Origin of the sequence: Flavitalea sp., assembly GCF_035489435.1 — a bacterium.
Lineage (GTDB): Bacteria > Bacteroidota > Bacteroidia > Chitinophagales > Chitinophagaceae > DATHKG01.
The window spans coordinates 37,360-58,313 of record NZ_DATHKG010000039.1 but is presented as its reverse complement, the minus strand read 5'-3'; the positions used below and the strand labels follow the sequence as shown (position 1 = coordinate 58,313).

Here is a 20,954-nt window from a genome sequence, read left to right as displayed (position 1 = left end):
TTAAAAAAATAGTATTAGACTCACAAGCAACTAATATGAATCAAAACCCGGCCCCGATAGATGTCTTTATCTCTTATAAAAGTGCTGATATTGATATGGCCGAAGAACTGTTTCATTATTTACAATCAAAAGGTCTGGTCGTTTTTTTATCATCCGAATCTCTTCCAAAACTAGGAAACGCTGATTATAGAAAGGCCATTGATCATGCCCTGGATCAGTGCAGGCATATGATTGTTATTGGCTCCAAAGTTGAATACTTATCTTCCTCATGGGTAGAAGCGGAATGGGGCTTTTTTATCAATGAAAAACGTGCGGGCAGGAAGAATGGCAATATCCTGACCGTCGTTACCAATGATATTGAGATCGAAGATCTTCCCGCGAGTCTGCGTTATTTCCAGGTAATATTTTTTGAGAAAGAAAATTTTGATCAGATTGCATCATATGTTGATAGGGATTACCAGGACCCTGCATACAAACCAAAGCGGAAAAGTTTTTTACGGTCCAAATGGTTTTTGCCTGGCATTTCAATTGTGGCGCTGTTGGCGGTGTTATTATATTATCTCAATGAGAGTCGTAAGCCCTTTGATGTTTCTATTTCATTAATGCCTGACCGGCTTTCAAACATAAATCCCAGCTACCCAGCATTTGACGGAGGCGAACTGAGCCTATACATCGGTGGAAAGGTTGAAAGACAAAAAGTAATACCTAATCAGGCAATAAATTATCGGCAACTTCCTGTTTTATACGAAAAGAAAAAAGTTCGTGCAGAACTTAATGCTAAGAATTGGAAGCTTTTGGATGATAGCATAGTGATTGAAAAAGCTGAAACCCAATTTTCGATTATCCCTGACGGGAAGCTGGGATCAGTTTATGGAAATGTGAAAGATGTAAATGGAAATGCTATTGCCGATTGCGTGATAAAGATTGATACGGACACCAGCGTGATAACTAATGCATCGGGAGATTTTACAATTACTTTGCCTTACCGTATGCAAAAAGAACAATATATCCTATTTGTTAATAAAGAAAAATTTCAGTCGCAAAAACTGGATTATTTCGCAGGCTCTGGTAATATAGACATTCGATTGAAGAAATGATTCGGTGAAAATTGATTTATCATTTTTTGCCTGCCACTCTTTTTCTCCATAGGCTAAGTCCGATAATTAACCCTAACAAACTAAAAAATGCTAAAATCCAGGGCAGATAATTTCGATGAACAAGTTCAATAGGGTCGGTATTTCCCATAATAACCATGTTTGCCCAATAATATGGCAGACTTCTTTCCTTGTTCGCAGTTTTGAGATAATCAATCTTTGCCAATCTAAGCGCATCGTCCTTGCGCATACCAGCTGCGATATTTTTATGGAAGAGTATTGAGATTCTATAGACAGGATGTTCGTCTGCACGCCATATTGTTGCCATAACAGAAGGTATGCCCGCAGCTGCAAATCCGCGTGACAAGCTATAAATTCCTTCACCGATTGCATTTTTACCAGAAGAGGTCTGGCAAGCGCTCAGCACAACGAGTTGAGTCCGCACCTGGTCAATATCCTGTAATTCGGAGAGGCGGATTACTGAGTCTTCCATATAGAGAATCGGTTCTTCATCGTTGTTACCAGTACTTGCATGTGAAAAAACGTTTACTATCCGGTAAGATCCCAGGTTTGATAAAAAGTTCTTTCTGCTTGATTCCTGCCTGATAAACAATTTTGTTGAAGAATAATTGGATGCTGCTTCGTCAAGAAAATCTGCAGATGGGTTAAGCGCTGCAAGATTCAGATATGGTTTGAATGATACCGGCGCAAAGCCCACAAAGTTCTGGCTTGCGCTTACCGGGATGAACTTTGTAATCAGTGAATTAGCCGAATATGCATAGCTGATCGAGTATTCCTCCAATAGTGTTTTGTTTCCCGATGCATCGGAATGCAATGCATCAAATGGGAGCATGAAACCATCCGGACAAATAATCAGATTTCCTTTTGCTATACCAAGAGGAGCAAACATTTTTTTGTAAAACTCATGTGATTGCAGTACCAGGGAATCATAGCGACGGTTCTGAAACGAAGCATCGGCAAATATGCCAAGCAATGCATCAAGCTGCTTTTTATTATAAGCTGATGCGGGTACTTTAATCATTTTGACATCTTCCGCTGTAATGCCCCCGCCCGATATAGATAATATATAACTTGTTGTGTCGCCCAGGAAATAGGATACAAAACCAGTTTTTTTATTTTTCAGGTAAACTTTGAATTGATCATAAGACAAAACATCACCTGAAAATTTATATTTGTAATATTCAGGATATTTTTTCTCTAAGGAAGTGATATGATTATTCAATTGATGCCTGGCTTCTATCAGTCTTGCGCTTACTGAATCATATTCATGATCGTTTGGAGAGAGGGCTCTGAGATGTTCTTCCTCATTCGCAATTGCCTGTCTGAACAATTGCTCACGCACGGTTTCCTCAACTGGCAATAAAGAAGCAGCACCGAGTTCATTTAATTTATCAGCCAGGATAACGGAGCGACTTTTCTCCATGAAATAAAATGCAAGCGGATAATTTTTTGCAAGTAAACATGCCTCCAATGCATTTGTAAAAAAGTTCCGGGTTTTATTTCGCCATAGTAGTTTGCTTTGTTCTGCTGTTTGCTCGCGTCGCATTAGCTGGATAACTGAATCGGTTACAAGGGCTGTTGATAAACATGCCTCCAGGTACTTTTTGTTGTTGGTTTTTTTGTAAAGACCAAGGAGCAATTCTGTTTTGTTATTCAGGAATACATGCACCAATTGTTTATAAGGAACGGCCATCCACCGGGCCACAGGCTGATTTTCAAGTATGTTGCTTGCTTCGAAACCTATAAGCGAAAGCATCTTTAAATAATTTTTCCCGGCAGCGGCATAATCGCCGGCCGGAAAATCTGCAGCGCCCAGGTTCAGGTAACCAAAGGCCAGGTTCCATTTTGAATTTTTCCCATACCGCATAGACTGGATATAGTTTTCCTTGGCACTTTTATAGTCGTGGTAAGTACTGAAATAATAAGCTCCGAAATCGTTGAAGTTATTTGATAGCTCACTGCTGTCGCCTGTTTTTGCCTGGTAATGATTCGAAAGCCGGATCAATCGCTTAAGTTCAGCCTTCGGCTCATCGGATTTCGGTTGATCAGTCTCAGTCGCAAGTGCTTTAACCTTATATGCATTTGCCAGCTCCCTGTAATAGTCATTGAAATCATTTGGATTTGAAAGCACTTCCTTTCTATGCGTCTTTAGTAACGTTTCAATCCAGATCATAGTCCATAAGGCATCTTTCATTGCCCTTTTGTTATCGCCCTGTAGTTTATATGCTTCGGCCCTCTTGTTGTAGAGTTTTGCAGCCTGAAGTGAGTCGCCGGATTCCAGTGCAGTCTTTATCCCCAATAACAACTGATCGATTGAACCCTGGTAGTCCCCGGTCTTAAAAAGCGCAAATGCCTTTAGCTCAAGGGCGCCACGCAGAAAGGAACTAAACTCCGGATAACGTTTCCCGTATTCCAGGGTGCTGTCGCAGAAGCGGACAGCTTCCCTGTTAAGACCGGCCGCCGAGTACAGAACAGCAAGATTTGAAAAACTTTTTGTGGCATATGCAGGGTATGCTGTTTTTATGCCGGAAGTATTAATCCGAACTGCTTCAGCTGTGAATGCAAAAGAATTTTCAGTGGGAATAAAGTGATTGTCCTGGTATTCAAGTATCCCAATTTTGTGCAGGATCTTCGCATAGATTGAATCTTTAAGAAGCTTACAATCCTCAATTCTTCTCTTGAATTCATAAAGGTTCTTTAGCCTTGTTTTCGTGTCTTTATTGTTCCTTTCACTTGTTTCCACCTGTTCGTTTAACTGCGCATGGTGTGGACATTGGCCAGTCACAGGCATGGAAAGCACAAATAACAGGATGAGGCATCCTGTTATTTGCGATAAAATGCGCCTAAAATCACGCGAGCTTTGTTTTACCATTTTGCCGGTTAAGTATTGCGCGCCCAACAGCCACCTTACCTGGTACTTTGCTGAGTAAATTTTTCTTCATGAGAATATCGATGATTTCCTTCTTATTACGTCTGCCGGCAATCAGATCGTAATTCCCGGTAATCATTCCGGTTACTTTAGGAGTGGCAAAGGAGGAGCCGGCAACAAAAGTGCCTGCTGTTCTTGGATTAGAAAATCCATTATTTTGATCTTCGTCAGCCGGGACCCCAATGTCCACCACTTTTTTGGAGAAGTTCTGACTATTGCTGACCTCGGTGATTCCCGGTGTAACTGTCGTTACCGAGATCACGTTCCACAATTCCGGATCTGAAGCAAATGATGCAGGGAAAAAATGCACCTGGTCAAGATTTCTTGGCTCAGCCGGTGTCTGATCCAGTTGCGCCTGTGATGAACTGCTATTCAACTTAAATCGTTTTCTAATTTCTTCCTTCTCCGTCAGATTACCTGCTGCAGCTACCAGGAGAACACCATTGTCGGTTAGAACCTCTTTGATAAACTCCCGAAAAACTTTTACACAATAAGAGTCATTGTCCTTATAATTGAGGGGTGCATAATATCCAAAGCTGGCGTTAATAATTTGGGCACCCATGGATTTAGCATATGCCATCGCACACATTACATCATACAAATCGCTACTGCCTTTGCCATCCTGTACTTTTATCGGGATGATTTTTACCGGGTTACCATCTGTTGTTGCCAGACATTGCTCCACTAACATCCGCGTAACAGTAGTGCCATGTTTGATACCATGATCATCGTCATATTTTTTACTGTCTGAAATAAAGTTCCAGCCTTGTTTTGCATCGGTTATGCAAGGTTGATTATTTGGTTCAATCAGGAACTGATCCAGTTCTGTTTCTTTTGGTCCCATACCCGTGTCAAGTACTGCTACAACCACCGGCTTACGGGTACTTTGTGAAGGTTTAAGCTTAATTTTTTTACCAGCACCTTTTTTTAGATCAGGTAATTTCTTTGGGATCTCGATCGGAAAGTTTGCGCTACGATAAATGCCCAATTCATCGCCAGTAGATCCAGGTTGTGGCGAACCACCAATGCCTTTTACAGCAGCTTCAGTTGTGACAAAAGCATTAACTCCCTGTCCGGATAACAGCATCAGGGAATTATTACAAGTGCCACAAATACTTACAATACTAATGGAGTCCTTCGGCTTGCCGGTCTTAGATATTTCGCCTTCCAGCCAAACAATCCATTGATCAAAGGTTATATCATCTTTGTTGCCCCTGTAGACGATCATTTGAGCCTCTGGTGATTCATCCCTTCGCATTTTCTTCCTTTGTTTCACGTTCGTGTTGATATATTTATACCAATAAGGATCTTTCCCATTTTGAGTGGATGATGGTGGCAGGTTGTTAGTCATTTTAAAAAGTTATGAGGTTATTTAAAAGGGTTTGCTCAAAAATTCAGGGGAATACGGGGACGTTATTAATTATTACTCAATCCAATTTTTCCAGCCAAACCTGCGCTTGCTTTTCGCCTTCCAATTTATCTGAAACCACTTTTTGAAACAGGGTCTTTGCCTGTTGCTCATCGCCTGCTTCATTTCTTTCCATTAGCGTTATCGCTTTTAAAAACAAGCCAGGATTACTTCTTAATCCTTCAAGTTGACTAAGCAATTCAAAATTCTTTAAGGCGTTTTCATAGTCGCCATCCATCAGGTAAGCCTGTCCGAGATATTTCAGAATCTGCTGATCACTGGGGTTCGAAGCGTAGATTGAGCCGAATGTCTTTATCGCTTCCTTGTAATCTTTTTTATTATAAGCGACAATTCCTGTCTGTAACGAATCGCGTGAAGCATCCATCGAACTGGAGATAGTCATCTCGTTTTGAATGTATTCATGAACCAGGTCACGGGCCGAATTGCTGGTCAACTTAGGATAAAGCAGAAAGAAGGTGATAACGCAGGCAGCGGCAGCCAGGCTTAGCCATTTTTTTAAGTCTAATGTTCTGACTTTTGAGCTCTCACCCGGAAATGCTGATTCTCTAACAGGCATTTCTTCACTCAATTGCGCTGTTTCTCTGACCAGTCGTGTTTTCTTAAAAGTGTCGGATTTCCTGCCTTGTTCATTTTCATTCCCAGGACCAGGTTCTTTTGATTTAATCTCGGAATGTACAAGCTTCGACCAATGTTTCTTTTTTTCTTCCAGTAGGTTTTGTCTCAATGCTTCCCTCATCGCTATATAAGTAGCTACCTCCTTCGCAAAAGCTTCGTCTGAGACACAACGTGTTTCAAATTCCTGCCGCTGTACATCGTCTAATACTTTCTGAAAATAATCATCAATATATTCTAAGTTATCATTCATTTAATACTGGAATTCTTCCGGCCTCATTCGTGACTAATGAAATTTTTCATTTTTTCTTTTATCTTCTGCATGCATCTTAACCTGGTGACTTTCGCCACTGATGCGCTATTATATCCTAGTAAGTCTGCAATTTCCTTGTCGCTGTAATCATCCTGGAAAAGCATCAATATCTGTTTGCATTTGTCCCCGATTTCCTGGATGTTTTTCCTGATTGCGGTTATTCTTTGATCCTGGATCAGGTTTTCAATTACCGATCTTACTTTGTCCGGTATTTGATCCAGTAGTTCTGGTTTGGATACGGATTGATTAACCTTATCTTTCACTGTACTGTTCTTTCTGATAAGGTCAATGCATTTGTTGGAATATATTTTATGGAGGTAGGTTTTTATGGATGATTTTTGTGAAAAGATCCTGTTCTTCACATTATGAATTAGAGTGAGAATGGCGTCGCTGTACGCACTGAAGCTATCCTCATAATTCAGATTATAATGATTTATGCCTTCGTTAATGAAATAGACAAATTTGGAATAGAGCTCCTTTTCGACGATTTGCCTTCGCTGCGGGTCATCAACCAGGCCACTTATTATCTCCAAATCGTCCATCTTATCTTTATTCCTAAAATAAACTATTGAATTATCGAATCCAAAAAAATAATAATATTTCCGCTTGAAAGTGTTTTTGAGTGTTTTATTGTCAAAATATCAAACAGTGACAAAGCCCGCACATTAGTCGGACGGGAAAGGAAAAGGGAAACAAAATCATGAATAATTATTTCTGTTTCAAAAATCAAACACAAACCCTCCAAAAAGTTTCCCATTACCTATATTGATCTTCGGCTTTTTCTTCTCGGAAATCATGAAATCATTATCATAGATATAAGCCAGCCTGAAATGTTTCAGCCTGAATGAAATGCTAAAGCTGTGTTGCTTAAACGTATATCCAGCCGATATCAACGCGTAGTTAAAAGGCACTACATTCACACCGAACGAAACATCATATAAGCCCCCATCTCCAAAAACAAGATCGGCACCGATGTTAACCCGTTTTATTTTATAGGTTGCACCAATGCCGACAGCGCGTTGTTGAATTTCATTGATGGTATCCGCGCCTGGCACAAAAGCATCTCCATATAATTTAGTCCCGGCCAGGTTCATAAAATTAATGCCCATTACCAAAGATTCGGAAACCTGGTAATAAGCAGAAAGATCAACATCAACAGTGTTTCTTTTGATGGTGCTATCCGTGGTATAGCTGATAACCGGTTTTGTAACATCTACATAAAGCGTTTCCGGTAAATTCATATTCTGGTGAATCAATTTTAAATTAACACCAACGCTTAGTTTATTAGTGAGGGCGATTGATGGTCCTACGGTTATGCCATACTCCTTTAGTTTCATGGGGAATGAATCCACTAGTCCCGGCGCACTAGGCCTTGAAAAATCCACTTGCCGGAACTCATCCTGGTTTGCAAAGATGAATCCTGCACCAATTGTTATAGCTTTTGACACCTTTGCAAACCCACCGGTTTTTCCATAGTTTCTGAAATTAGTCATCAGGCTGATATTATTGTCTTTACTGCTTTGAACAGCTGCTGCAGGATTGGAAAACATAACATCAGAAAAATCCCTGTCCGGTGAAAAATTGAAACCAGTATTGGCGGATTTATACAGATGTGATCCTAAAAGGAATTCACCATAAGTTATCTTACCGGGAAATATTGTGCTGGCAGGAAACTGCCCGCCTATATTCGATATTAAATTAACTGCTTTGTAAAGGGATGTGAAAACATTTAATAAAGCGGGACTAGCTATGGCAGAGCCTGCAGCAATATTCTTTTTATAGTTTCTTGGTTCATATTTCGCCACTATGTCTTTCATACTATCAAGACTGGTAGGCGTGAATTCGTAAGATGAACAGTTTGCCGGCATCCTCCATCTGTCAATTTTAATATTCGCTCTGTCAACAAATGGACGGTAAACGGATTCCTTACAATCTCCACAACGGGAATAAACTTTCACTTCGATTGTTTGATTTTTCAGATCACGGAACTGCACTTCAGGAAGCTGTAGCTGAAAATATCCAGCCGGATTCGTATGTGTCGGAGTAGAAGTTTTAGAAACATCTGTGCGTACCAGGACATTTTCAAGACCCCTGGTTGAGTTATCGCTTTTATTGATACACCTGATCGTTCCGCTTATAGTTAGCGGCTGTGCGAAGCCCTGGCTACAGAGGGTAATGAATATTAGCAGGTTGAAGCTAAGGAAAATTACAAGTTTAAGGATTGGCTTTGTATTTTTCATGGTTCAAGGTTAAGGTCGATGTGTCAATCGGGCGAAGAGTAATAGTAGAATCCTTTATCACAAATGCTGATAAGTTGATGCCTCTTTCAATATCTTCAAAATCATCATGATTTATATGGAGCACAACTTTATCGCCCAGCTTGTAGTTTGCCATTTCCAGGATGAAATCTCCATTAGTCAGAGAGTGCGTGTAATTTGGTGTGCCATCCACAGAAATCTGCGCCCCGTTAACCGGATGTCCGTCTTTCGATTGGATGTTTCCATAAATCCTGAAAGTGTTTGCAACAGGTAAAAGTGAAAAATTCAGCAAGAAGGCAATAACGGGTATAAGCCATATGCTTGTTTTTTTTGCTTGAGATACTCCCGGGGCAATGATATTTTTATTAATACAGTAATTATTAAAAAGACAAAATAAAACTGCTGCTGAAATGCCAAGAAAAATTGCAAAACGAAGGATTTGAAAATATTCCAGTCCCCAGCCTTTTAAAATAAGCAGGTAAAGAACATAAAAAATCAATGTTATAAAAATACCGATGAAAAGATAGGTATGCCTTATCGACCAGGAACGCCAACCAGCACGGTTTTCTTTGAGCTTCTTACTTTCAGGTAAAACAAGTTTCGATACCGAGTTAAGCAGATTCTGCATTTCATCATTTTCTGCTGTGTTTATCCAGCTATCAGGAAATGCAGCCTCGATATGGCTAAAGGAGGCCGGAATCTTTACCGGCCCCAGGATCACCGGTACCAATTTATGAGATTGTAATGCTTGCTCCGCTTCGCGTTTTACCCAGGGTGATTTTACAGAATTTTTCGACCAGACAACAACTACACATTTGGACTTCTCCAATTCTGCCATCAATACAGATTCGAATGATTCAGCCACAGGAATCTGTCGATCCCACCAGGTGGTCCAACCCTGAGATTCGAAAAATTCGCTTATACGTTTTATCGCAGTCCGATCCATCGAAGAATACGAAATGAATATGTCGGCCATTGTTTTTGATTATTGGCAGCAAACTGTGCCGGTCAAACCAAAACCTAAATCGCAACCAGGGGGCGGATTAGAACGTGGGACGGAGGAAATTACAATGTAAATATGCGGAGTTTGGTATCCTTATTTTGATAGTGAAAATACAATATCTTTTTTTAAGTGTATCGTCATTGGAACATCACCGGAAGGCTGAGCAATATCGAATGCCTCAGTCAGCTTTTTTCGTTTATCCTCAGCTACTGAAATGGCGTTGCTTATATGTAAAGGTCATTTTCTATAGTTGCCTGCTGAATTCTGCGTTAATGCATAATTAGTTTTTGTATCTTCAGATGACCCGAATTTTTCAATCAACCCCTAATCTTTCTGTATGCCTGAATACCAAACCCCCGGAGTGTATATTGACGAGATTCCTAAACTCCCCCCTGTAATCAACTCTGTTGAAACGGCAATCCCGGCTTTCATAGGCTATACGGAAAAGGCAAGTTTGATCGAAAAAGATGACCTGCTTCTTAAGCCTTATTGCATTTCTTCCATGCTTGAATTTGAACGCTATTTTGGATTTGCAGTACCTGAGGCCAGTCTTGAAGTTAATTTTGACCTCGGCAATCCCAGGAGAGTAAATGTTACGGGTAAAGTAAAACGCCAGGCTACTTCAAAATTCCTGATGTATTACTCAATCCAGCTTTTCTACGCCAATGGGGGTGGAGCCTGTTTCATCACCTCAGTTGGAAGTTATTCAGGCACTGCCGGACAAATCATGGCTACTGATCTGAAAAGCGGCCTCGAAGAAGTAGCGAAAATTGATGAAGTAACACTTATCTCATTTCCCGATGGGCTGAATCTTCCAACGGCTTCAGACTACTATAATCTGTACAGGCAAGCCTTGAAACAATGCGGTGAACTGCAGGATCGTTTTGCAGTGATGGATGTCTGGATTGATCCAAACTCAACAATAGATAATATTAGAGTTCTTCGTGATTTTTATTTTGAGAACCACCAGGAATTGAAACATGGTGCAACATATTATCCCCGTGTTTTTACAAGCATTGATTACAATTATTCTGATGAGAGTCTTGTCAGGATTAACGGGATTAGTGGTGCCGGTACGCTGGCGGAATTGAAAAACCTCAATCGTACCTGGTATTTTCTTGCGAAAAATGCTATTACAAATATTGACATGTTGCTGCCGGCATCAAGTGGTGTTATTGGCCAGTATGTTACGGTAGATAATATCAAAGGTGTTTGGAAAGCACCGGCTAATGTTGGGATTAACGCCTGTGTCCGGCCCGAAAAAATCATTACCGATAATGAACAGGCAGCACTAAATACAGACTCCATCTCCGGGATATCTGTCAATGCCGTCCGTTTCTTGCCTGGCCGTGGACCTGCTATCATCTGGGGCGCGAGAACGCTTGCAGGCAATGATAATGAATGGCGCTATGTACCGGTACGTCGCTTTGTAAACATGGTTGGAGAATCTACGCGTAAAGCAACAGAACCGTTTGTTTTCGAAATCAATGATAAGAATACCTGGGTAAAGGTGAAGGCGATGATTGAAAATTATCTCACCATCCTTTGGAGGACAGGTGCATTGATGGGCAATACTCCACGTGAAGCGTTTTTTGTACATGTGGGGATGGGAGAGACTATGACCGCACTTGATATACTGGAGGGCCGAATGATAGTTGAGTTTGGTATGGCTGTAGTACGACCGGCTGAATTTGTTATACTCCGCTTCATGCACAAAATGATAAGCGAATCGTAAAAAAAAAGGCACACCAATTATTGGTATGCCTTGAACGTTTGATGAAAATGTTTTTTGAATTATGTCAATTCTCCTGGCAAACTATTTCGAAGGATAACCCGGATTTTGTTTAAACTTATCCCTGTTCGTTACCTTATCCAGTTCACTTTGGGGAATCGGACGAAGCTCGTGATCGGTATTGATCACTTTCGTATCAGGGTTGTATTTTTTTACACGATCAACAAGGGTATGCGTTCTTTTTAAATCAAACCAGCGCAACAATTCTCCACCTAGTTCACGACCTCTTTCGTCTAAAATAAAATTCATATCCACCTGGCTGGTGGTTACGGGCAGGGCTCCCGGAAACAGCCTGGCTCTTGCTCTTAGTTTATCGATATAGCCAGCCGCCGCACCCTGATCGCCCATCATTAAAGCACTTTCTGCTGCCATCAGGTATATATCACCTAAACGAAGAACGATGACCTCTTTATGCGAAGCCTCATCTTTCGGGACTGTCCTGGAAGGGTCAAGGTACTTTTTCATCGTATGATACCAGCTTCTTGCTGCGCTTATCGGTGTGCCATCAGGCTGATAAATATGATTTAATCCATCAATCGCTATACCTCTTGCCTTGTATTTAGCAGCAGTGGCATCGTCAACATTATAGAGCGGTTTGAATAAAACAGTATCAGTAGGCTGGCCATTCTTAACCGGTACGCCAAATGCATTTTCCTGCTTTAAGGTTTCGTCCCACAATGCAAGCCATACAGTCTGAATCGTTGCATCAGCCCGGGAATCTTCAGCCTGGTTGAACATCGTTAAAAAATACCTGGTCATCATGATATGCCGGTATTCCCTGCCATAGTATATAGAGTGACCATACATACGTGGCACTATTTCCTGCGTGCGTGCAGACTTATTATAATTACTAACCCAATACCTATGTAAGCCATGCCCGCCTGTTGATAGTTCACTGGTGTTGAATTTTTCGACGCCAGTAAACTGTACGGCCCAGATTACTTCTTCATTGCCCTGGTTATAAGTATCAAAAATGCGCTTGTAATCTGGCAATAATTTATAGCCATAATTATTTATTACCTCGTCACAAAGCTTCCTGGTTTCAGCATAAACTTTGGCCTTGCTTTCCATGCCCGATTTACCAATAATGTTATCGTTATATCCGGCAAGTGCCAGTAAAATTCTTGCCTTCAATGCTTTTGCAGCGCCGATCGTAATTCTTCCGGATTCGGATGAGCTTGCAGGTAATTTGGCTATTGCCTTATTGATATCAGCAATGATCAATGAATAAAACACATCAATAGTAGTCTGATTGCCATCTGTCAGAATCCCGGATGTTGGTTCAGTAGCGAAATGCGCACCCGCTCCCCAGGTTTCAACTATCAAAAGATAAAACCAGGCCCGCAGAAATGACAATTCACCTTCTATTGTTGGCAGATCAAATTGTTTGTCTTTTATTGCCTTGAGCCCGAAGTTGATATTGTTTACGCCTGTATATAAATGTCTCCAGCTTGTTGACATTGCACCCAGTGTCGGCATGGTATTCACATTCATGGTGGTCATCTCTGTAATATCTACTGAATTAACCGAATGAGTTGTAAGATCTGAAGGTAACTCACCAAGATGCCTAAGATCTTCGACTATCAGCCTGCTTTGATAATACTGTGATAGTACCAGGTTTCTTAAACCATCTTCAGTTGCAAGAAAACTTTCGTTTATTATCCCTTTTGGATCTTCTGTAAGCTGTTTTTTGCAAGAGACAGCCAGCACTAAAAACATTGACAGGTATAAAATTCTATGTAGTTTCATAATGATGTCGGTTTATAAATTAACACTTAAGCCAATCACGTTTGTTCTAAAGGCGGCGTAGTTAAAGTTTGGTGCCTGGGGATCTAAATCTGTGTCCGCCCTGTAGATATAAAATGGATTTTTTATTCTCGCATAGACATTTAATCCCTTAATATTTTTGATTTTTGAAAAATTATAACCAAGAGATAATTCCTGTACATTTAAATAGCTGGCGTCCCTGATTCCATATAAATTAACCCTTGCTTCTACTGCCCTGTTTACATAAGGATATTCGCCACCTGGATTGTCGGGCGTCCAGTAATTTCCTGCAAGAGCTGCAGGTCCCCATCTTGTTCCATCAAAAAACAGATCACCTCCAAGCGTTGGGCTATTTACCAAATGGCCAACCTTACCTTCGAGCGCAATCGAGAATGTAAATCCGCTATACATAAAGCTGTTTCTTAGGAATACGCCAAACTTTGGAGAGGTTTGTCCAAGTACAATCCTGTCGTTATCTGCATCAATCCTGCCATCTCCATTTTGATCCATCAGCCTGACATCCCCGGGTTTTTGATTATACTTAAGTGCATCAGCCGCTTTATCTGTTTGCCAGATACCTAACTTTTCATAATCGTAAAACACACCTACCGGTTTTCCGATAAACCATTTGTCACCTACCATATCATCGTCGGTAAGAAGCGAAACTATTTTCTCTTTATTGGTATAGAAGTTGAAATCCGTTGTCCAGGAAAAATTCTTGCCTTTAACATTTGTCGAATTAAGCATCAACTCAAAACCCGAATTACTTGTACTTCCTATGTTTTGGAAAACTGTGGATGAACCTGTGAAATCGGGAATGCTTCTTTGCATCAACAGATCCGAAGTCACTGTGTTGTAAGCTTCAATTGTACCACTTATCCTGTTTCCCATCAATCCGAAATCCAGACCAAAGTTGAGTGTCCTGGAATATTCCCAACCTAAGTTTTTATTGACAAGGCCGGCAAGCCTATAACCAAAATAGGTTGCTTCACCAAAATTGTATGTCGTTTGCGTTGTTCCGGCAATAGTTTCATATGGACTGATTGCTGAATTGCCAACTACTCCATAACTTCCTCTGAGCTTTAATGTATTGATCGCCGCGACGTTGAAGAACTTCTCGTTGCTGATGGTCCATGCGGCAGATACTGCAGGAAAATAGCCCCATTTTTTGTCCTCGGCCAGTACTGATGAGCCATCTGCCCTGACGGAGAAATTTATTATAAACCGATCATCATATCCGTATTGAAACCGGCCTAAAAAAGATCCCAGCGTCCATTCTTCGCGGCTACTGCCGATGATGATATTTTGAACTGCTGACCCTAAGTTCCAATCTTCAAGATCCTCTCCCGGCATACCTTCGCCGGAGGCAGAAAAACGATTGGTATTCTGTCGCTGAAAGCTTGTAACCAATGTTCCATTCAAGGTATGTTTTTCATTGAAGGTTTTATTATAGCTCAGGATATTGTCCCAGAGAATCCCGGTCTTATTTACGTCCTCTTTGCGGGCATAGTCTGGCCGTCCATATCTCAGCGTGGTGTTTGAACCGTAATACTGCCTGATTTTTCCCTGGTCAAGATCGATACCTAAATTCGTACGAAGCTTGAGTCCATCGGCGATTGTAACTTCCCCATACAACACATTGAAGCTTCTTAGATAATCCGTCTTATTGATATATGGCTCCTGGTAGTTGGCAAGAATATTCCAGGCTGCTGTCTGTTGTGTGGAAGGGTTCCAGATCATATTCCCATCTTCATCGTAAGGCTTCGATGTCGGGTTCATATAAAGCATATTGACATCTGGCGTAGTAAAAAGATTGCGACTGGTATTCGTAAGTCGGGAGGAGAGACCGATTTTAATGGCTTTACTGATTTTATGGTCCAGGTTAATACCCATGTTTATCCGCTGGATGTCGTTGGTTTTGTAATAACCTTCTTCATTGCGGTATCCAAGTGAAAGTACCATCTGTGTTTTATCTGATCCGTGTGAAATGCTTAAGTTGTGCTCCTGGGTCAAACTGTTTTTGTTGTACATCATATCCTGCCAGTCTACAAACTGACCACTGTTCACAATAGCCAGTTCTTTAGGGCCAAATACCCTTTCATTTGCAGGAACTCCTGATGCCCAGCCGGTGTTTTGGTTTGCCCGGAAAACATCCTGCCTGAACTTCACATACTCTTCGCCATTCATGAGCTTGGGGAACTTCGCCTGGTTCACTCCAAAATAAGAATTGTATGAAATCTGGGTTTTTGAATTTGTCTTTGCTCTTTTGGTCGTAATTAATATTACCCCGTTTGCACCCCTGCTACCATAAACGGCGGCTGATGCGGCATCTTTTAATACTTCGATCGATTCAATATCAGATACAGGGATATCTTCAATAGTATTTCGTGGAATACCATCCACTACATAAAGTGGTTCATTACTCGCATTGAGTGAACGATTTCCTCTAATCCTGATTTGAGGTGTTTCGCCGGGAGAGGTAACTGCTCCAATATTAACGCCTGAAATTTTTCCCTGCAATGCTTCAATCGGGTTGCCGGTAGGCAAGGTGTTCAGGGATTTGGAATTTACTGAGGCTACTGCACCAGTTACATCACTTTTTTTCATGGTTCCATAACCAATTACCACTACCTCATTCATATCTTTTGAATCAGGCGCTAATGAAATGGATACCTGCCGTTGATTGCCATTAATGGCAATCTCCTTGCTTTGAAATCCAACATAAGAAACCAGTAAGGTTGAAGATTTGTTTGATGGAACCTTCAGGTTAAACTGTCCATCATCATCGGTAACAGCACTGATTGCTGTTCCCTTTACAACAATGCTCACACCACTGAGCGGAGTATTGGTATTGTCAATGACTTTTCCTCTCAGTGTACTATCCTGAGCCGTAACACTTCCAAGCACAGTGAATAGGAAAAAAATAAGCAGGAGTCTTTTCATAATGGTGATGTTAATCGTTAGCTAAAGAGAATTATGAGTTATGAGTGATGAGTTATGAGTGGTTTATGAGTTGTGAGTTATGAATTTGCTTTTATGCCAGATCATGAACGGGTTATTGCAACAGGAAACACTGATCAACGTGGGTGTTGTTCTGCAGCACGACCATCGTAAGTTGTTCTTTTTTTAGCGGGTTAATTCAATTAGTGGTGCTTTGCAAATTGCTTCTCTCTTATAATATAACATTAGTGACTAGTGATAGTATAACATTGCTGACCAGTGATAGTATAACACTATCGGCTAGCCGAGAACTTATTAAATGCCGCATTGACTTGTTCGTCGGAGAGATTGCTGCCAGAGTTAATAAGCACTTTATATCTGAATACTACTGATTGTCCGGCTTTGAGTTTATAATTCAGGGTCTCCTTGCCTTTACTGAATTCTTTTTGTCCCAGTGGATTTGCGGCGAATAATCCGTAACCACGTGCATGCCAATAAGTAGGGTAGCCAACATTTTTTGGATTATCAAGAACCACCAGTGAAACTGCTTCGCTTCCGATTTTTCCGTTCAGGTTAACCCATTTTCCACGAGTTGCCCAAACATCATCTCCTTCAATTCCTTCGCTGCTGCGGTATTTGCCCGTTACCCCATCATTATTCAGTTTTGCTACTTCGGTAGCTATTCCGTTTGCATCGGTAAACTTTTCTGGTTTGTTTGATGGATGCTCCAGTTCCCGGGCCAGGCGAATACCCAGCAGGCCTTCCTTGTTATCCATAAAAGAAATATCCTCTTTTAATGCGGTCAGTTTGGTTATTAATTCAATCTCGCGCTGTTCTCCTGTTCCCGTAAAAATATATTTGGTTTCATCTTTTATCAGGTTGGTGCCATCCGGTTTCTGCCAGGATGTGGTTACGTCCAGTTCCGCTTTATCATCGGTAGCAATCATTTTGTTTACGGCGACATGCTTAATGGTGCCGAAACTGTTTTTTTTATCCGCAGGTATCGCTGTTGAATTATTCCAGAAATCGAGACCGTTTACATTGCCATAATTGAACCACATGCCAACATGATGCGGGTGATCAACACGTTCTCCGGGACGGGGATCCATGGGCCAGCCACGGGTAATTAAAGTTCCCTTTGAAGTACGTAATGGATATAACACCGGCTTCATTAATGCATCCGGGTATATATAGGACGTAAAAGGCTTACCATCTATGGTGATATCTACTCTTTTCCCGGCTTTGTTTTCTGTAATAGCAAAACGTTTCGCTTTATTAAAACTGATAAGCGTCATTCCGGCGGTAAGCAGTATTAAAGAACAGACAACCACCGTGCCTGCTCTTTTATAATATTGAATCATTTTTGTTTTTTATTAAAATGAGTTAAGAGTTAAGTTGTGAAGGTTAAACTGCAAAAGCATTTTTTATTACAGTAACAACATCTTACTTTGTTTGTAACAAACATGAAGACTCTGCCTAAGTATCTTGCTTAGCTTGTAATACAATGCTGGTTGCTCTGCATAGCTTTCGTCTTAGCCGGCAACAACCAGTTGTTTTTTATCATCGAACGTAACCTTCTTGCCGGTTTCCATGGCTGTCCTGGCCATGATGTTTGCAACAGAATGGTTATAGCCCGCTTCCACAGAAGCATTTGGTGTTTTCCGGCTAAGTACACATTCCATCCAGTTACGCATATGAAGAGAAGTCATTGGATCGCCGCCGGTATCCGCTGCAGTTTCCATTTTTGCGGCATTTGGTAATGTAAATGGAGTTAAAATATTTGCTTTCAGACCCATTTGTGCTGCCTGTCTCTCCGTTAATCCGCCTTCGGCTGTTACCTGGTTCGTATCTAAATTCAGCATGCCTGCGTTGGAATAATAAAATTCTTTGATGCCTCCGGCAGAATTTGTAAAACGGGAAGAGTAGAGAACCTGGAAACCTTTTTTCATATCATCTGCCGGTCCGTAGTCCATTACTGCAGTTACTGTATCAGGATTTTGGCGACCATCATTCCAGGTATAAATTCCACCGTTTGCAGCAACACTTCTTGGATGTTTTAAACCTGAGAACCAATGCACGGTATCTATCTGGTGAGCCATCCATTGTCCCCATATACCGGAAGAATATGGCCAGAACAAACGAAACTCAAGGTATTTGCGTGGATCCCAGGCTACTTTCGGGCGATTCATCAGAAAGCGATCCCAGTCGGTATCTTCCTGGCGGATTTCGCTAACTAGTTTTGGCAAACGCCAGCGACCTGGTTGATTGACGTTCCAGGTCATCTCAACCATATTGATATCGCCGAACTTACCTGATCTGATATATTCGTTTGCAGCAATATAGTTAGGAGCGCTCCGGCGTTGAGATCCAACCTGGAGTATCTTTTTAGTTTCCTGAACAGCTTTTAGTAAAACCTTGGCATCTTCCAATGTTTCGGCCATTGGTTTTTCAACATACACATCTTTGCCGCTACGAACCGCTTCTGCAGCCATCAAAGCATGTTGGAAATCTGCTGTACTGATAATTACAGCATCAATTCCTTTTGCAGCATGCAGTTCATCATTGTTGCGGTATTTCTTGATCGTATTGCCCGTTTTGTCTTTGATAAAGGCTTCAGCTTCATCACGACGGCGGTTCCAGATATCTGAAACAGCAACGAACTCAAAATTCAGTTCCTTTGCATGATTCATGAAAGAAGGAACCAACGAACTTTTAAAACGATTGGAAAAACCGATAATGCCTACCTGCACACGGTCATTCGCTCCCATAATACGATTGTAACTCCGGGCATTCAGTCCCATAGCAGAAAGACTTATTGCGCCTGTTGCAAGAGATGCGTTCCTGATAAAATCTCTTCTTGAATTTTGTGAGGCTTTTTTCATTGGCTTATTTTAATGTAGTTTTAATTTATTAACAATCGTTATGCAAACGTTTATTTGGGTAGATCGATAAAACTTATGCTCCTTAGCATTAAACTTTAAGAGACTTAGAACAAAATATTAATCTGAATTTAATTAAGTAAAGTACAATCTGCTTAGCTTCCCCGGCTTTGTTCCACAAGGATGCATATCGTGTTTTTGCACGATAAAACTTTTAACTATCTGAGTGTTGGAATATGTTTACCTTCTCATTCAGTGGGTGACCGGATTTTGGTTAAATTCGCATTAGCCTTTAGCTATGAAATTTACCTGAGAACAGGAAGGATTTGTTTAAGGATTCTTTGTTTGATAAATGTAACTACTAATAATTCCAAATGCACGTTTATATTAAAAAAAAACTACGCAATCGATACCACACGTATGCGTTTTTCTATATATGGTTACTGTAAAAAATGAAGAATTGTGTTCAAGCCTATAACAATAAAAGATATCGCCCAGGCTCTCAAGGTTTCAACTTCTACCGTGTCTCGCTCTTTGAGCGATAGTTATGAAATAAATGCGGCAACCAAAACACGGGTACTTGAATATGCCAGGGAGCATAATTATACAAAAAACCCCATAGCCTTAAGTTTAAAACAGCGAAGGAGTTATTCGATAGGGGTAACAGTTTGTGAAGTTGCCAATAGTTTTTTCTCGCAGGCAATTGACGGCATTGAATCTGTGGCTTATAGTAAAGGTTATAACGTTGTTATTTCACAAAGTCATGATTCTTATGAACGTGAAGCGATAAACCTTCAGCACCTGGCAAACCGTTCGGTTGATGGCTTACTTGTGTCGATGTCGGCGGAAACAAAAGATTTTGCACATATCTTAAAACTCCATGAACAAGGATTACCCATCGTATTTTTTGACAGGGTTCTTGATATTTTTGATACCCATAAGGTAACTTCTAATAATAAAGAGGGAACAAGAAATGCAATTCAGGCTCTTATCGACAAGGGTTATAATAAAATAGCACACCTGGCAAATGCCTGCCATTTATCAATTACAAAAGAGAGATTGGAAGGATATGAGGAGGCTTTTCTTAGAAACAACCTTGAAGTAAAGGAAACAATGATACGGTATTGCCATCATGGCGGGCGCGTTCAACAGGAAGTAGAAGATGCAGTGCATTCCCTTCTCAGCATGGATGATAAACCTGATGCTATTTTTGTAGCCAGTGATCGTTTAAGTAGTGGATGTTTGATCGCCCTTAAAAAGCTTTCACCCCGCGAGAAACAACCAGCGGTATGCGGATTTTCAAATTCTGAAATATTAAACGCCTTTCAACCGGAGTTCATGTGTATTCGTCAACCTGCCTTTGAAATGGGCGAAGTAGCAATGAGGATGCTTATACAGCTTATTGAAAGCAAAAGACGTGTCGCCAAATTTGAATCAATCGTCCTGGATACCCAACTGCTTCAACCGCATGGGGTATAATTAATAACACGGTAAATGAAATGAATCAGAACCAGGACTACTAACTGCCATGCACCAACTAAAATATTTTTTTATTATTCAATGGCAGGATAAATACTTCGTCAATTCCATTTTAGAATAAAGCTTAATGGCTATTATCCTTTTATTGGCTTTTATCTTTTTATACCCACATCTTATCTCCTGAATGAAATAATCTCCCTTCAACTTTTATCCCAGGTTCTCCTTTCCTCAGTCCGTGTAAAAATGGTTATGGAATGCTAAGCATCAGGCGCCGATTCATCAGAATTATATATATTAATAAAAATATGCATTTGTGTGTATTTTTCGATTTTGAGTGCATATTTTAAAAGGTGCCGGATTAAAATATTTTAATAATTGATAAAATATTTCTCTCTTTCAATTAATTACTCCTACATTCGGGTACGTACACGGAGCTTA

General features: G+C 40.7%; 13 protein-coding genes. 3 read left to right on the top strand and 10 right to left on the bottom strand.

Annotation, left to right across the window (positions count from 1 at the left end; translation table 11 throughout):
- The first annotated feature begins 35 nt into the window (after window positions 1-35).
- On the top strand, window positions 36-1,097 hold the full coding sequence (locus VK664_RS06430) for a TIR domain-containing protein (protein WP_461397803.1): 1,062 nt from the start codon (window positions 36-38) through the stop codon (window positions 1,095-1,097).
- Between the two features lie 19 nt (window positions 1,098-1,116).
- Here VK664_RS06430 and VK664_RS06425 read toward each other — a convergent pair whose 3' ends face one another.
- The 6 genes from VK664_RS06425 to VK664_RS06400 form a co-directional block, all read right to left on the bottom strand.
- Window positions 1,117-3,987 (bottom strand): CHAT domain-containing protein, encoded by a 2,871-nt coding sequence (locus VK664_RS06425; RefSeq protein WP_461397802.1) that lies wholly within the window; start codon window positions 3,985-3,987, stop codon window positions 1,117-1,119.
- On the bottom strand, window positions 3,965-5,395 hold the full coding sequence (locus VK664_RS06420) for a S8 family serine peptidase (protein WP_461397801.1): 1,431 nt from the start codon (window positions 5,393-5,395) through the stop codon (window positions 3,965-3,967). Before VK664_RS06420 ends, VK664_RS06425 begins: the two co-directional genes overlap by 23 nt.
- A 76-nt stretch (window positions 5,396-5,471) precedes the next feature.
- Window positions 5,472-6,338: a tetratricopeptide repeat protein gene (locus VK664_RS06415; protein ID WP_461397800.1), complete on the bottom strand. Its 867-nt coding sequence runs from the start codon at window positions 6,336-6,338 to the stop codon at window positions 5,472-5,474.
- A 23-nt stretch (window positions 6,339-6,361) separates the two neighbouring features.
- A complete protein-coding gene (locus VK664_RS06410) occupies window positions 6,362-6,940 on the bottom strand; it encodes an RNA polymerase sigma factor (protein ID WP_461397799.1) in 579 nt (192 codons plus the stop codon).
- A gap of 177 nt (window positions 6,941-7,117) precedes the next feature.
- On the bottom strand, window positions 7,118-8,638 hold the full coding sequence (locus tag VK664_RS06405; RefSeq protein ID WP_461397798.1) for a PorV/PorQ family protein: 1,521 nt from the start codon (window positions 8,636-8,638) through the stop codon (window positions 7,118-7,120).
- Window positions 8,613-9,632 (bottom strand): toll/interleukin-1 receptor domain-containing protein, encoded by a 1,020-nt coding sequence (locus tag VK664_RS06400; RefSeq protein WP_461397797.1) that lies wholly within the window; start codon window positions 9,630-9,632, stop codon window positions 8,613-8,615. The genes VK664_RS06405 and VK664_RS06400 overlap by 26 nt, the downstream gene beginning before the upstream one ends.
- Window positions 9,633-9,996: 364 nt before the next feature.
- On the opposite strand from VK664_RS06400, the gene VK664_RS06395 reads away from it, so the two are divergent.
- Entirely contained in the window at window positions 9,997-11,394 is a 1,398-nt protein-coding gene (locus tag VK664_RS06395) for a phage tail sheath family protein (RefSeq protein ID WP_461397796.1), read from the top strand.
- An 81-nt stretch (window positions 11,395-11,475) separates the two neighbouring features.
- Here VK664_RS06395 and VK664_RS06390 read toward each other — a convergent pair whose 3' ends face one another.
- The 4 genes from VK664_RS06390 to VK664_RS06375 all read right to left on the bottom strand — a co-directional run bounded on the left by VK664_RS06390 (window position 11,476) and on the right by VK664_RS06375 (window position 19,040).
- A complete protein-coding gene (locus tag VK664_RS06390; RefSeq protein WP_461397795.1) occupies window positions 11,476-13,200 on the bottom strand; it encodes a RagB/SusD family nutrient uptake outer membrane protein in 1,725 nt (574 codons plus the stop codon).
- Window positions 13,201-13,212: 12 nt separating this feature from the next.
- Window positions 13,213-16,161: a SusC/RagA family TonB-linked outer membrane protein gene (locus tag VK664_RS06385; RefSeq protein ID WP_461397794.1), complete on the bottom strand. Its 2,949-nt coding sequence runs from the start codon at window positions 16,159-16,161 to the stop codon at window positions 13,213-13,215.
- A gap of 290 nt (window positions 16,162-16,451) precedes the next feature.
- Window positions 16,452-17,519: a DUF6807 domain-containing protein gene (locus tag VK664_RS06380; protein WP_461397793.1), complete on the bottom strand. Its 1,068-nt coding sequence runs from the start codon at window positions 17,517-17,519 to the stop codon at window positions 16,452-16,454.
- A 171-nt stretch (window positions 17,520-17,690) separates the two neighbouring features.
- Window positions 17,691-19,040 carry a Gfo/Idh/MocA family protein gene (locus VK664_RS06375; RefSeq protein WP_461397792.1) on the bottom strand — a complete coding sequence of 450 codons (1,350 nt, stop codon included), beginning with the start codon at window positions 19,038-19,040 and terminating at the stop codon, window positions 17,691-17,693.
- Window positions 19,041-19,499: 459 nt separating this feature from the next.
- On the opposite strand from VK664_RS06375, the gene VK664_RS06370 reads away from it, so the two are divergent.
- On the top strand, window positions 19,500-20,516 hold the full coding sequence (locus tag VK664_RS06370; RefSeq protein ID WP_461397791.1) for a LacI family DNA-binding transcriptional regulator: 1,017 nt from the start codon (window positions 19,500-19,502) through the stop codon (window positions 20,514-20,516).
- Window positions 20,517-20,954 lie beyond the last annotated feature (438 nt).

Bases quoted from the DNA above. Each gene is read 5' to 3' on its own strand.
- VK664_RS06430 (WP_461397803.1), top strand. From the start codon at position 36: ATGAATCAAAACCCGGCCCCGATAGATGTCTTTATCTCTTATAAAAGT.
- VK664_RS06425 (WP_461397802.1), bottom strand. From the start codon at position 3,987: ATGGTAAAACAAAGCTCGCGTGATTTTAGGCGCATTTTATCGCAAATA.
- VK664_RS06420 (WP_461397801.1), bottom strand. From the start codon at position 5,395: ATGACTAACAACCTGCCACCATCATCCACTCAAAATGGGAAAGATCCT.
- VK664_RS06415 (WP_461397800.1), bottom strand. From the start codon at position 6,338: ATGAATGATAACTTAGAATATATTGATGATTATTTTCAGAAAGTATTA.
- VK664_RS06410 (WP_461397799.1), bottom strand. From the start codon at position 6,940: ATGGACGATTTGGAGATAATAAGTGGCCTGGTTGATGACCCGCAGCGA.
- VK664_RS06405 (WP_461397798.1), bottom strand. From the start codon at position 8,638: ATGAAAAATACAAAGCCAATCCTTAAACTTGTAATTTTCCTTAGCTTC.
- VK664_RS06400 (WP_461397797.1), bottom strand. From the start codon at position 9,632: ATGGCCGACATATTCATTTCGTATTCTTCGATGGATCGGACTGCGATA.
- VK664_RS06395 (WP_461397796.1), top strand. From the start codon at position 9,997: ATGCCTGAATACCAAACCCCCGGAGTGTATATTGACGAGATTCCTAAA.
- VK664_RS06390 (WP_461397795.1), bottom strand. From the start codon at position 13,200: ATGAAACTACATAGAATTTTATACCTGTCAATGTTTTTAGTGCTGGCT.
- VK664_RS06385 (WP_461397794.1), bottom strand. From the start codon at position 16,161: ATGAAAAGACTCCTGCTTATTTTTTTCCTATTCACTGTGCTTGGAAGT.
- VK664_RS06380 (WP_461397793.1), bottom strand. From the start codon at position 17,519: ATGATTCAATATTATAAAAGAGCAGGCACGGTGGTTGTCTGTTCTTTA.
- VK664_RS06375 (WP_461397792.1), bottom strand. From the start codon at position 19,040: ATGAAAAAAGCCTCACAAAATTCAAGAAGAGATTTTATCAGGAACGCA.